Raw genomic sequence first — 13648 nt, forward strand, 5'->3', positions numbered from 1 at the left:
GTTCCTCGCCTTCTATTTTTACAAAGAATTGATATTCTTTATGATGTTGTCTACAGCCATTTCAACATATTTGGGATCAGTAGCCATATTGAGTCTAACAAAACCTTTGCAATCTTTACTAAACAACTCACCTAAATCAACAGCAAGTCTACATTTGTCCTGTATAAAGGTTTTTGTGTCCTTAGGATCTATATATTCTCGTAAATCTAACCAAGCAAGATAGGTTCCTTCTAATGGCGTAATAATTATTTTTGGTGCTTTTTCATTTAGTCTGGTTTTAACATAGTTATAATTATATCGTATTACATCTAGTAAAGAATCTAACCACTCTTTTCCATGGCTATAAGCAGCTTCTGCTGCAGTGAGTCCCATGATATTTACTTCTGTTTGATTAACAGTTTTTGCATAAGCGTCATATTTAGCTCTTATTTCTTCATTGGATATGATTATATGGGAATTTAATAACCCAGCTAGATTGAAAGTTTTTGACGGTGCTGTAACTGTTATTAGATTATCTGCATACTTTCCGCAACTTACAATCGCTGCTGGAATTTGAATATTTTTTCCAACTATAATATCCTGATGAATCTCATCTGAAACAACAAGTACATTGTGTTTTTTACATATAGACAAAACTTTATCCAATTCTTCTTCTGTCCAAACTCTACCAACTGGATTATGAGGAGAGCATTGGATAAATAATTTGACGTCGTTTTCAACAATATTCTTTTCAAAATTCTCGAAATCAATAGTATATACTCCGTTAGTATTAATTAATTCCGATGTAATCAATTTTCTTCCATTATCGTTTACCGCATTGTGGAAGGGATAATAAACTGGAGTAATAATCATTACTGAGTCATTGGGTTTTGTAAAAGCATTAACAAACCAGTATAAGGCAAGAACAACACCAGTTGAAAAACGCATCCATTCTTTATTTATCTCATAATTATGTTCATTCTTTTCCCACTTAATGAAGGCATCATAATAGGATTCAGGTACATAAGAATATCCAAATATTCCGTGTTGAATTCTTTTCTTCAGTGCATCAACTACAACTTCAGGAGTTTTAAATTCCATGTCTGCAACCCACATAGCAATTAAATCTTTATCACCATAACGCTTATCTAGTGCATCCCATTTTAAGGAGTTTGTCCCTAACCTATCTATTGAATACTTTTCACAAAATTCTTTGATATTCATTATAAAAGCTCCTTTTTTTTATAAATTAGCTATTGCGTAAACTTCGACTAATACTTTTTATACGTTTACAATATTATATAAACTAAATAGCCATTAATTTATTATAACAATATATTATCATAGCTGTAAAAAAACGTCAACATAATAAATTATCTTAATCTTGATAAACTTTTATTAAAATTAAGATAATTTATTTTAGAATAATTTATGGATGCGAAGCATATGGTTATGTGAAAGATGAAATATTGGCTGAAGATTATTTAGTTTTTGTACTAGAATTAATGATTAGATATAACAGGGGGAGAAAAGAATTATGAGAAGAAAAAGTAATGATTTTAATACAACAAGTAGCACTGTAAATATAGTGTTTTTTATTGTATTATGCAGTTTATTTTATACAAGCTATACATGGTTTTCTAAAGGGGCGAAAGCCGCTAATGCCACTAATGCCACTAATGCTGCAAATGCTGCAAATGTTGCAGCTGATTATGATATACAAAAAATATCGGCCATAGCTAGCTGCAAAGGGGAGAAGGATGGCAAAAAAATGGCATTTCTTACTTTTGATGATGGGCCGTCTACTACGGTAACACCTCAAGTACTAGATGTATTAAAAAATAATAACATAAAAGCGACCTTCTTTACAGTTGGAAAATTTATAGAATCTAATAATTCGAGTAAAGAGATTATAAAAAGAATTTTCAAAGAGGGACATGCTATAGGAAATCATAGTTATAGTCACTCATTGAAAACCTTATATCCCCATAACAGACTTGATGTAAGTACTTATATGGCTGAAATTGAGAAAACTAACAATATCTTAAAAGATATTTTAGGACAGGGTTTTAATGACCGAGCAATAAGGATGCCAGGTGGTTATATGTCTAGAGTGTACTATAAAGATCCTAAGTTGATTGAATTGAACGCTAAGTTAAAAGAAAAAGATCTGTATAGTATAGATTGGAATGCATACATTTTCGATGCTGAGGGTAAAAAGAAAACTGCACCCGAATTAGTAGAGGCATTAAAAAAATCTGTAAGTACACAAGAAAAAGTAGTAGTATTAATGCACGATACCTATGGTAAGGAAGAAACTGCAAAAGCATTACCTGAAATTATAGACTATCTAAAAATAAATGGATATGAATTTAAGATTATAAAATAGTGTTGCCTAATTGTAGGAAAATACGAAAATTATAAATTTAATAAAAAAAGCACCCATAAATGAGTGCTTTTTATTACTGATATTAAGAACAAAGGTAATTCTAAAATTATGCTCCCATAAACATTTTTATATCATCATCTACATTACTTATTCCACCAATACCAAAGCTGTCAACCAATACCTTTACTACGTTTGGTGATAGGAATGCTGGTAGTGTTGGTCCTAAATGAATATTTTTAACTCCTAAATGCAGTAATGCAAGTAATACTATAACTGCCTTTTGCTCGTACCATGCAATATTATAAGAAATCGGAAGTTCATTTATATCATCTAATTCAAATACTTCTTTTAGTTTAAGTGCAATTACTACTAATGAGTATGAATCATTACATTGTCCTGCATCCAATACTCTTGGAATTCCACCAATATCACCTAAATTTAACTTGTTATATTTATATTTTGCGCAACCGGCTGTAAGTATAACTGCATCCTTTGGTAGCTTTTCAGCAAATTCTGTGTAGTAATCACGGCTTTTCATTCGTCCATCGCAGCCTGCCATTACAAAGAATCTCTTTATTGCTCCAGATTTAACAGCGTCCACAATTTTGTCCGCAAGAGCTATCACTTGATTATGAGCAAATCCTCCTACTATTTCACCTTTTTCAATTTCTTTAGGTGCCGCACATTTTTTAGCCTGTTTAATTATTTTAGAAAAATCTTTTGAATTTCCATTTATTCCATCTGCTATATGCTTAACGCCTTCAAAACCTGTTAATCCTGTAGTGTATATTCTATCTTTATAAGATGCTTTTGGAGTTACAATACAGTTTGTAGTCATAAGTATTGGTCCATTGAAGCTTTCAAATTCCTGGTTCTGTTTCCACCATGCATTGCCATAATTTCCAACTAAGTGCTTGTACTTTTTAAATGAAGGATAATAGTTAGCTGGAAGCATTTCACTGTGAGTATATATATCTACTCCCGTGCCCTCCGTTTGTTTTAATAACTCTTCCATATCTTTTAAGTCATGTCCACTAATTAATATAGCGGGATTATTTTTAACTCCTATATTAACTTTTGTTATTTCAGGATTCCCGTAACTCGTAGTGTTCGCCTTATCAAGTAAAGCCATTGCATCAACACCATACTTACCACATTCAAGTACTAAGGCCACAAGTTCATCAACGCTTAAATTATCGTTAAGCGTTGAAGCTAACCCCTTTTGAGTGAATGCATGAAGCCCATCATCGTTGTATCCAAGACTACTCGCATGCTTAGCATACGCAGCCATTCCCTTCAGTCCGTAAATAAGCAATTCTCTTAAAGATCTTACATCCTCATTCTCTGTTGAGAGTACTCCAACTTTTCCTGCTTTTTCATCAAATGCTTTTAAGTCATTAGAAAACCAAACTGCTGCATCGGGTAAGTTTAATTCCTCCTCTTTGCCAAATCCAAACGTATTAAATATCCTTGTAAGCCAACTATCATTTTCGCCTTTATCACTTAACTTAATTCCAGCTTTAAGAATCTGACCTTTTACTTCTTCCCTTAATCTTAAACCTTCTCTTATTCTTTTAATAAATACATTTCTATCAAAATTTGCATTAGTTATAGTTGCAAATAAACTTTCCATTATAAAAGCATCTACTTCTTTATTAACGATACCATTCTCTCTAGCACGTACACTGTATATAGATATTCCTTTAGTTATATAAATTAGCAGGTCCTGAGCTTTTGCGAGACTTTCAGTCTTACCACAAACTCCCTTTACCGTACAACCTTTGCAATTAGCTGCTTCTTGACATTGATAACAAAACATAGCCATATTAATAAACCTCCATTTTTCTCTTTTGTAAGCACTGGTTGTGCCTGTTCTATGTGATTATTATACTGATATATAATCATGTTGTCGGTAACATATGTTACTAACTTATTTTATTACTATACGATGTCTAGTGTATTTTTGTTTCTTCTAATTTTCTGTGTACAACACTTGCCTCTTTTATGTATGTTTAAAATTAATCTAAATACTTCTTCTCTAATTCTTCTAAAACACTTATATATTCTTTTTGTAATTGATTTTTAGTTGCCTCTAATTCAATATTTTCACAACTTACATTTACGCCCTCCATGTCCACTTGGCTTAATGCTCTTCTAGCAAAGGTATATATCAATTTATCTTCTTTATCAATATGTCTTGTTAACAGATTAGCATAGCATACGGAATTTGCGATTATATCCACTCGTGAATCTAAGTCACCATTTTTAACTCTTAAAAGAGCTTCTTCTAAAAGCGTTATATGTTGCCTTCCTAAATCATGTTCTATATACATTCCAGATAAGGGTCCTTTTACCATATTTTGCCCTAGTTGAGTTTCCATCTTCTTAAAAAGGACAACCTCTTCCTTATTGTGATGATGCTTATCGGCATAGTTTCTAACAAATAGAATCATCTTTTCAAAAGACACAAAATCAACAGTATTGCTATTTAATATTTCTACGCTTAATATCTTAAATAATTTTAATCCACGTAAAATATATTTATGTTCGTCCATCATTAAATCTATTGCATCCATAATTAATCCTCCTAATTTTTTCAATTCAATATTTATTTCAAATTATAATTATATTATTAACTTGTTTAATAATATAATACTAGTTCTTATAGTGTAGAACAGTAGATTTCATACTCCTATGTTATAATTCTACTTAACTTTAATTTGAAAAAATATGATTTAAATCAAAATTATAAAAAAACAACCTAAGGCTTATGTAATAGGCCTTAGGTTGCTTGAAAATTACTATTCTACATATGATCTTAAAATATCTAATTGTTTTATAATTACCACTTTATTACCCTTAAGGATGATAATACCCGACTCTTCAAATATACTGAGCTTCCTGCTTATGGTTTCTCTCGTTACCCCAACATAATTTGCCATCTCTTCCCTATTTATAGGTAAGTTGATTTGCAAACCCTGATTTGTAGCAACTCCATACTTTTCACCAAACTCTAAAAGCATAAACGCAACTCTTATTTCTGCATCATTAGTAGCCAGATTTTGGGCAAGATTTTCAGTCTGAGTTAGACGCTTTGAAATAACTTGTAATAGCTTTATTGATATTCCTGGGTTGCCCATGATAATTTTATCCATATCTTGTTTGGTTAATGTACATATTTTAACATCTGATATGGCGTAAACATTAAAATTATATATTTCATCACTACTGAACAGGCTTAGTTCTCCAAAGAAATCTCCACTAGTGAAGATATGAACTATTTGCTCTTTACCCTCTTTTGTTAACTTAGATATTTTTACTTGACCTTCATTAATAATAAATAATGTATCTGATTTTTGTCCTTGGCTACACAGCATATCTCCTTTTTTATAGAATTTATGCCCTGTCATATCAACAATTTTTATAAGTTCATCGTCAGAGAGGAATGAAAATATAGGTACCTTCTTAGCACATAGGCTATGATTACAATTTCCACAACTACACTCTTTCATATATATCACCTACCATTTAGTATAATAACATCTTTAATTTAGCCCAGTCAAATAATAATCAGTATACTTTTTTAGTACTTAAAGATTTTGATTTTCTGTTTCCCCTTATTGAAACTTTGAAATAACAAAGGATGATAGTGTCTTATCAAAAATACATCAGGTTATAAAGGATACAGAGGATGAGCATGATGCTGCTGGAAATATAATTAAAGAATTAGAGAAGATAACCAGAGATTTCAATGCTTCGGAAGGGGTATATGAATATTCTCATTAATATCGTGTATAATCATGCCAGTAATGTGCAAAATATTATATAGAAGTTTTAAAAATTAGGAGGGTTACATATGCAAGGAAAAATGTTTTGTTTTCAATGTGAACAAACTTTCGGCGGAAAAGGTTGTACCAAAGTAGGAGTCTGTGGAAAAACGCCTGAAATTGCAGCAATGCAGGATTTGCTCATTTATCAGTTAAAAGGAATAAGCTGTTATGCTACTAAACTTTTAGCCAAAGGCGAAAAAATTGATAAGTCATGGGTTTCATTTATTGAAAATTCATTGTTTATGACATTAACTAATGTAAATTTTGATCCTGAATCTCATATGGATATGCTTAAAAGATCTCAAGTAATAAAAGAAGATGCCAGGAAAAAAGCAGCAGGGGAAGAAGTAAATTCTGAGGAAGCTTTATATAATTTAAGTGATACTAAGCAGCAGATACTTGAAGATGCTAAAAAAGCTGGCGTTATGTATAATGAAGACTTAGATGCTGATATCCGTTCAGTTCGCGAAACTATAAAATATGGATTAAAAGGGATTGCAGCTTATGCACACCAAGCTAGATGTATTAAATATAATAGCGATGAAGTAGATGATTTTTATTTTATAGGCTTAGCAGTAATGACTGATGATAGTTTAAATCTACAAGATCTTATCAAGTATTTAGTTAAAACTGGAGATATGTGTGTTAAGGTTATGGAGGTATTAGATAAAGCCAATAATGAGAAATATAATTCTCCAACACCTACAAAGGTTAATGTAAACATTAAAAAGGGTCCATTCATTGTAGTTTCTGGTCATGATTTAAGGGATCTTGAAATGTTACTTGAGCAAACAGAAGGCAAGGGAATAAATATTTATACACATGGTGAAATGTTACCATCGCATGGATACCCAAAGCTCAATAAATACAAACATTTAGTAGGTAATTTTGGAGGAGCATGGCAAGATCAACAAAAAGAATTTGATGGTATACCTGGTTGTATTTTAATGACAACAAATTGCTTAATGAAACCAAGAGATTCTTATAAAGATAGAATATACTCAACAAGTGTTGTTGGTTGGGATGGTCTAAAACATATATCTAATGATGAGAATGGATATAAAGACTTCTCTGAAATGATAAATAAAGCACTAGAACTCGGTGGATTTGAAAAAGATGAAGAAGTTAAAGAAATTCTAGTAGGATTTGGTCATAAAGCAACTTTAAGTCATGCTGAAACAATAGTAAATGCAGTTAAGGAAGGAAAAATTAGACACTTCTTCTTAATTGGAGGATGTGATGGTGCAAGACCAGGAAGAAACTATTACACTGAATTTGCTCAGCAGGTGCCTAAAGATTGTATTATTCTTACTTTAGCTTGTGGAAAATATCGTTTTAATAAGTTAGAGTTTGGTGAGGTAGCAGGACTTCCAAGATTACTAGATGTAGGTCAATGTAACGATGCATATTCTGCTGTGAAAATAGCCTCAGCACTAGCGGATGCATTTAAATGCAGCATTAATGATCTACCACTGGCAATTGTTTTAAGTTGGTATGAGCAAAAAGCTGTTGCTGACCTATTGGCATTACTTTCACTTGGAGTGAAAGGGATTTACCTTGGACCAACGCTTCCAGCTTTCTTAAGCCCTAACGTATTACAATTTTTAGTTGATACTTTTGATATTAAACCTATAAGCAATCCAGAAGATGATTTAAAACAAATACTCGGATAAATAATATTAATTTTATAATTATAATTTAAAATAAACGGCTGCTAAATGTAATTTGAATACATTTAGCAGCCGCTTATTTTACGTTTTTAGATTTTTTGTGATTTAAATCATATTGTAATGAAAAACAAATATGTATAATCAAAATAATATAGTGTCAGTAATAAAAAATTCATTATAAAAACAAGTGATTTATAATCGAAGTCGAAGATGTAAGTTATTAGTAAATAACTTTAATTAAAAAAGGGAATATTAAAAGCAAATATTAAAATGAAGTGGTGATAAAGTAAAAATATTTATTAATACAAAGGTAAAATATAGATAGTTGATGAGTTGTTGGATAAATTAAAGAACAATAAATAATGATGGAGGTATAAATATGACAGATATTAAATTTTGTGAGAATAACTTTACTTTTGGAACAGATGAAACTATGAAAAAATTAAAAGAGAACTATCCAGGTGTAGATATAACAGCTGAGGAATGCCTGGGATATTGTGGAGATTGCGCAGTGGGACCTTATGCTTTAGTAGATGACGAACTGATACAGGCTGGTACTGCAGATGAATTATATGAGAAAATTAAAAGCATGATGTAAGAAACAGATAAAACTATATTTTAGGATATTCATTTTAAGAACAATACCTTATTAAAAAATATATGAGAAGGGATTTTAAATCTACCATTAGATATGATTTGCCCAAGTCATGGAATTATTTGGAAAGAAAATCCCCTTCAAATTGCAAATAAATATATGGAATGGGCAAAAGATTATAAAGAAAATCAAGTTACAATAATTTATGATACTATGTGGAATGCTACTAGAATAATGGCAGAGGCAATAGCTGTCGGAATAAAAAAACTGTGGAACCCTGATGAAGTAGGGCTAGACAGGTGTAAAGATTTTGGTAAGAGTATAGGAAAATCATATTGAAAGTCAAGGAGCTCTAATCACAAAGTGATTAGAGCTTCTTGACTTTATTGCATTCAATCATAATGATACTTAGTAAATAACTTCATTATTTTTAAATTTTGATTTAAATCATATTTTTATAATTAAAATAAATATAGAATAGAGCCATAGGAAAGCAAGAACATATGAAAATAAATTAATATCGGAGGGACACATTATGAAGAAAAACATTATGCTAAGTGAAAAAATATTTTGGGTTGGTAAGGTTGATGATAGAGAGGTACCTTTCCATAGACTAACTTTAACTAAAGGAACCACTTATAATAGTTATTTATTAATGACTGAAAAACCTACAGTGATTGATACTGTTGATATAAGCTTTGGTAGAGAATTTGTAGAAAATTTAAAGAATATAATTGAACTTGATAAAATTAAATTTATTGTAATTAATCACACTGAACCTGATCATTCTGGTGCCCTTGGGAGTTTGGCGGCTAGAGCTAAAAATGCAGTAATTGTGTGCACAAAGCTGGCTGTAGCTGAACTTAAGGAAATGTATAATCTTCATAATAGAGAATTTTTAGTTGTGGGGGATGGGGATACTCTTGATATAGGCGGCAAGACCCTAAAATTCATAGAGACGCCTTATCTTCATACGCAGGAGACTATGATAACTTATTGCATCGATGATAAAATTTTATTCCCTTGCGATATCTTTAGTACCCACGTAGCTAACTATGAGTATTTTAATGATATGGCAAAAGACGATATCAATGATGACTATATTGGCTACTACAAATTAATAATGCACCCACATAGAAGATATGTTCAGAATATGATCGAAAAAATTAGAGATTTAGACATAAAGATAATAGCACCATCCCATGGATTTATTATTAGAAATAACGTTCAAAGTTTTATAGATATTTATGATAATATGAGCAAGAATACAGAGGTAGGTAAAAAAATACTTATTTTATACTCTACTATGACAGGTAGGACAAAAAAAATTGCTGATATTTTTAAGAAAAAATTTGAGGAGCAAAATATAGCTTCCCAAATCATTGATGTAAATAAAATACCAAAAGAAGAAGTAATGAAGGCTATTAATGAAGCCGATGCAATTTTCTTTGGCAGCTCTACCAAATATGCAGATATGATTGGAAATATGGAAGATATATTGAAGAATCTTCATGAAATAAATCTAGAAGATAAGATAGGGGCGGCATTTGGTTCTTATGGTTGGAGTGGAGAAGCTGTGGAAGTAGTTCAGGATTACTTGAAGGAAACCGATATTAAAGTTTTGAATACTTCTGATGTAATTAAGTCGACTGGTATGGTCGATATAGAATTCCCACTAAGGATTAGGTTTTCACCAAGCGAAGATAACATAAAGAGCATTGAAAGGGCAGTTGTCTATACTGCTGATTTATTACTTAGTACAATTTAAAATATGAGGAGGTATTTATTATGGGAAAAATTATAAATAAAAATCAAAGCCTTGGAGAAATAGTTTCAACTTTCCCAGGTTCTACAGAGACCTTTAACCGGTATAAAATAGATTATTGCTGTGGTGGACATGATACGTTAGCGGAAGCCTTGGAGGTCATAGATTTAGACGCTGATGAAATTATTGAAGAACTTAATAACGAGTACGAGGAGTTTATAAAAACTAATTCAGAGTATAAAGACTGGAGAAAAGAAAAACCTTCCACCTTAATAAGACACATAGTAGAAACACATCATGAATTTACCAAAAAACAGCTTAAAGAAATAGATACTCTATTATTAAAAGTACTCAAGGTACATTTTAAGCTTCATAGTGAAGAACTATTAAAGGTGCACAAATATTTTGGAACATTGAAAACAGAGCTAGAAGAGCACCTTATCAAAGAAGAGGAGAATCTATTTCCCCTTATTGAAAATTTTGAAATAACAAAGGATGATAGTGTTTTATCAAAAATACATCAGGTAATAAAGGATACGGAGGATGAGCATGATGCTGCCGGAAATATAATTAAAGAATTAGAGAAGATAACCAGAGATTTCAATGCTCCAGAAGGGGCTTGCACTTCTTTCAAACTTGTATATACAAAACTTCATGACTTAGAAAAAGATTTATTTATTCATATTTATCTGGAAAACAGTGTTTTGTTTAATATGCTTTGGCAGAAAAAGAGTTGCTCTATAAATTAATTTTTAGAGTAAAATTATTATTATAGGAGTTCAAATATGGAAAATAAAAATATAAAAGTTGTTGTATCAGGAGACATATGTGTAAATTTGTTGCAAAGGATAACATGTCCTCAGAATAATACTGGTTTGAATTGGCAAACTAATTTAAATATGCATAGTACTTTAAAACCAGGGCAAGCTTTGCTTCTATCAAAACTTGTATCTTTGGCAACAGGAGCATCTGTGCTTTCACCACAGATGCATAATATAGAATTAATTCTACCAGGAGAGGTTCTTAGTTCTAGTGCAGAATTAGAGCTTTTTCCGAAATTTGATGATAAAAACAATAATGAAAAAGTTTATAGAATAAGGCGTTTTATGGGTTTTACAGGGCCGGTTTCTGGTGTGCCGAGGTTACTCCCTATTATTAACGACGACGCTAATGCAGATATAATTATATTAGATGACGAAAATAATGGATTTAACTCTAATAAAGAATTTTGGCCTTTAGCTTTAAAGTCATCCGAAACATCACCAATAATCTTATATAAAATGGTTAATCCTATTGATTCTAGTGCACTTTGGAAATGCCTACAAAAATTTCATAAAGAAAAGACAATAGTAATTATAAATGGTGATGATTTGCGTTCGAAGGGAGTTAATATAAGTAAAAGTCTTTCTTGGGAAAGGACAGCGCAAGATTTTGTTTGGCAAATTAACAATAATCCAAATCTTGCTTTTCTAGCAAGTTGCCGCCATCTTATAGTACCTTTTGGTCTTGAAGGTGCTATCTATTATAAAAATGAAGGTGTGCCTGAAATTAAATTGTATTTCCTACCATATGAATTTGAAGGGGGCTTTATTAAAGACTCCCAAGGTAAAATGTACGGACTTACCTCCAGTTTTGTTGCAGGACTTGCAAGCACTATTGTTTCAGGAAGTCAAGATAATGAAGAATTATCTGAATTGATAAGCATAGGAATACGCAAAGGGACTGTTTCTGCTCAAAAATATTTTATTGAGGGATTTGGTAAAAATATTGAAAAATCTCAATTTTTAAGTCCAGATATATTTGTTGAAAGGGAAGATGATTTTGTACATACGGAGCATGTACAGGATGTATTAGTACCTACTTCAACTAATCCTAATTGCCGTGCTTGTTGGTATATTTTAAAAGACAAAAGCGCTACTAACTTAGCAGAGATAGCTTATGACATTGTTAAAAATGGAGTGAAAAATGCACTTGAATTTATACCAATAGCCCGATTTGGAAAGCTAACAACAGTTGATAAGGCAGAAATAGAAAGTTATAGGAGCATTAAAAATCTTATGCTTGAGTATATCTCAACTAAAAACACAGTTCGGCCTCTTTCAATTGCAGTATTTGGAACGCCTGGATCTGGAAAATCTTTTGGTATACTGGAAGTAGCTAATAGCATTGCGTCAAATTTAATTAAAAAATTAGATTTTAATTTATCTCAATTCCGTACACCATTAGATTTAGCAATTGCTTTTCGTAAAGTAAGTGATATTGCATTGGAAGGGAAAATTCCATTAGTGTTTTTGATGAATTTGATTCTGTTATCGAAGGAAAACTTGGATGGTTAAAATATTTTTTAGCACCTATGCAAGATGGTGTATTTAGAGAAGGAGATTCTATTCATCCTATTGGAAAAGCTATTTTTGTATTTGCTGGAGGAACAAGCAGTACTCTCAAAGGATTTTGTGGAGAAGACCTTGAAAATGAAAAAGAACAAAAACAGTTTTTACTTGAATTTAAAAATGCGAAGGGTCCTGACTTTTTAAGTCGTTTGAGGGGTTACGTAAATATCCTTGGGCCAAATCAAACCGATAATAAGTTGGATTCTTTATTTATAATTCGAAGGGCAATGTTATTACGTTCACTTTTGGAGCGTAAGGTACCTCATCTTATAAATAACAAAAAAGAGGCTCAAATTGATAATGGGGTATTACGGGCGCTTCTTAAAATTCCAAGGTATAAGCATGAATCAAGGTCTATGGAAGCAATACTCGAGATGAGCATGCTAACTAATGCGAAAAAATGGGAACAATCTCATCTACCTTCTAAAGAACAGCTACAACTACATGTAGATGAAGAACAATTTTTACGCCATTTAATGCATGATGCATTCTATAGTGAAAAAATTGAAAGTCTTGCAACTGCTATTTATGAAAATAACAGAAATATGAATGGGGATTTTATAATGACATGGCAGGATCTTCGTGAAGAGCTTAAAAATTTCAACCGTGATCAAGCAAAAAATATTCCTAATGCCTTACTTAAAATTAATTATGATGTTGTTTCTGTTAAAGAAAAACCAGCATTTATAGAATTTACAATTAAAGAATTAAATGCCTTAGCTAAGAAGGAGCATATGCGTTGGTATTATCATAGAAAAAAGGTTGGCTTTAAATATGGTGAAGTTGAAGATAATAAGAAAAAAACTAATCCTGCACTTGTACCTTGGGGCAAGCTGACAGAAGAGAAGAAAAATAAGGTATGCCAAATGATTAAGATTTGGCCAGAAATATTGGCCAAATCAAATTTTAAGATAGAACCACTAAAGAGTCTATGTCATTGTGAGACTATACTTTAACGACATTTCAGAAGGAAAGTCTCCCACTTCTATAAGTGGAGTATAAATCTCCTTCTGAAGTCGTCAATGCATCT

9 protein-coding genes and 2 pseudogenes are annotated in these 13648 nt (G+C 31.5%); 7 read left to right on the top strand and 4 right to left on the bottom strand.

From position 1 onward, the window contains the following. Nucleotides 1–18 precede the first annotated feature (18 nt). Nucleotides 19–1203: a MalY/PatB family protein gene (locus tag ACWJKS_RS05300; protein WP_462960625.1), complete on the bottom strand. Its 1185-nt coding sequence runs from the start codon at nucleotides 1201–1203 to the stop codon at nucleotides 19–21. 313 nt (nucleotides 1204–1516) lie between these two features. Between ACWJKS_RS05300 and ACWJKS_RS05305 the strand changes: the two genes are divergently transcribed. Further along, on the top strand, nucleotides 1517–2368 hold the full coding sequence (locus tag ACWJKS_RS05305; protein WP_462960626.1) for a polysaccharide deacetylase family protein: 852 nt from the start codon (nucleotides 1517–1519) through the stop codon (nucleotides 2366–2368). A gap of 106 nt (nucleotides 2369–2474) precedes the next feature. On the opposite strand, the gene hcp (ACWJKS_RS05310) is transcribed toward ACWJKS_RS05305, so the two are convergent. The 3 genes from hcp (ACWJKS_RS05310) to ACWJKS_RS05320 all read right to left on the bottom strand — a co-directional run bounded on the left by hcp (ACWJKS_RS05310) (nucleotide 2475) and on the right by ACWJKS_RS05320 (nucleotide 5880). Continuing rightward, entirely contained in the window at nucleotides 2475–4193 is a 1719-nt protein-coding gene (hcp, locus tag ACWJKS_RS05310) for a hydroxylamine reductase (RefSeq protein ID WP_462960627.1), read from the bottom strand. A 193-nt stretch (nucleotides 4194–4386) separates the two neighbouring features. Further along, nucleotides 4387–4944, bottom strand: coding sequence for a hemerythrin domain-containing protein (locus ACWJKS_RS05315; RefSeq protein WP_462954115.1), 558 nt, complete (start codon nucleotides 4942–4944; stop codon nucleotides 4387–4389). A 225-nt stretch (nucleotides 4945–5169) separates the two neighbouring features. Then, complete coding sequence (locus tag ACWJKS_RS05320; RefSeq protein WP_462960628.1) at nucleotides 5170–5880, bottom strand: Crp/Fnr family transcriptional regulator; 711 nt, start codon at nucleotides 5878–5880, stop codon at nucleotides 5170–5172. 344 nt (nucleotides 5881–6224) lie between these two features. Between ACWJKS_RS05320 and hcp (ACWJKS_RS05325) the strand changes: the two genes are divergently transcribed. The 6 genes and pseudogenes from hcp (ACWJKS_RS05325) to ACWJKS_RS05350 all read left to right on the top strand — a co-directional run bounded on the left by hcp (ACWJKS_RS05325) (nucleotide 6225) and on the right by ACWJKS_RS05350 (nucleotide 13574). Continuing rightward, entirely contained in the window at nucleotides 6225–7871 is a 1647-nt protein-coding gene (hcp, locus tag ACWJKS_RS05325) for a hydroxylamine reductase (protein WP_216303519.1), read from the top strand. Nucleotides 7872–8247: 376 nt separating this feature from the next. After that, nucleotides 8248–8466 carry a YuzB family protein gene (locus tag ACWJKS_RS05330; RefSeq protein WP_216303518.1) on the top strand — a complete coding sequence of 73 codons (219 nt, stop codon included), beginning with the start codon at nucleotides 8248–8250 and terminating at the stop codon, nucleotides 8464–8466. 78 nt (nucleotides 8467–8544) lie between these two features. Beyond that, nucleotides 8545–8733: pseudogene (locus ACWJKS_RS05335) on the top strand (anaerobic nitric oxide reductase flavorubredoxin); the annotation flags it as partial. A 265-nt stretch (nucleotides 8734–8998) separates the two neighbouring features. After that, the gene (locus ACWJKS_RS05340; protein ID WP_462960629.1) at nucleotides 8999–10231 is read left to right on the top strand and encodes an FprA family A-type flavoprotein; all 1233 of its coding nucleotides are present in this window, start codon (nucleotides 8999–9001) and stop codon (nucleotides 10229–10231) included. 20 nt (nucleotides 10232–10251) lie between these two features. Continuing rightward, the gene (gene ric / locus ACWJKS_RS05345; protein ID WP_462960630.1) at nucleotides 10252–10977 is read left to right on the top strand and encodes an iron-sulfur cluster repair di-iron protein; all 726 of its coding nucleotides are present in this window, start codon (nucleotides 10252–10254) and stop codon (nucleotides 10975–10977) included. A 36-nt stretch (nucleotides 10978–11013) separates the two neighbouring features. Further along, nucleotides 11014–13574: pseudogene (locus ACWJKS_RS05350) on the top strand (RyR domain-containing protein). The last annotated feature ends 74 nt before the right edge of the window (nucleotides 13575–13648 follow it).

Source organism: Clostridium sp. CM038 (genome assembly GCF_055081105.1).

Excerpts from the sequence above, each read along its gene's own strand:
- ACWJKS_RS05300 (WP_462960625.1), bottom strand. The coding sequence starts at position 1,203 with ATGAATATCAAAGAATTTTGTGAAAAGTATTCAATAGATAGGTTAGGG.
- ACWJKS_RS05305 (WP_462960626.1), top strand. The coding sequence starts at position 1,517 with ATGAGAAGAAAAAGTAATGATTTTAATACAACAAGTAGCACTGTAAAT.
- hcp (WP_462960627.1), bottom strand. The coding sequence starts at position 4,193 with ATGGCTATGTTTTGTTATCAATGTCAAGAAGCAGCTAATTGCAAAGGT.
- ACWJKS_RS05315 (WP_462954115.1), bottom strand. The coding sequence starts at position 4,944 with ATGGATGCAATAGATTTAATGATGGACGAACATAAATATATTTTACGT.
- ACWJKS_RS05320 (WP_462960628.1), bottom strand. The coding sequence starts at position 5,880 with ATGAAAGAGTGTAGTTGTGGAAATTGTAATCATAGCCTATGTGCTAAG.
- hcp (WP_216303519.1), top strand. The coding sequence starts at position 6,225 with ATGCAAGGAAAAATGTTTTGTTTTCAATGTGAACAAACTTTCGGCGGA.
- ACWJKS_RS05330 (WP_216303518.1), top strand. The coding sequence starts at position 8,248 with ATGACAGATATTAAATTTTGTGAGAATAACTTTACTTTTGGAACAGAT.
- ACWJKS_RS05340 (WP_462960629.1), top strand. The coding sequence starts at position 8,999 with ATGAAGAAAAACATTATGCTAAGTGAAAAAATATTTTGGGTTGGTAAG.
- ric (WP_462960630.1), top strand. The coding sequence starts at position 10,252 with ATGGGAAAAATTATAAATAAAAATCAAAGCCTTGGAGAAATAGTTTCA.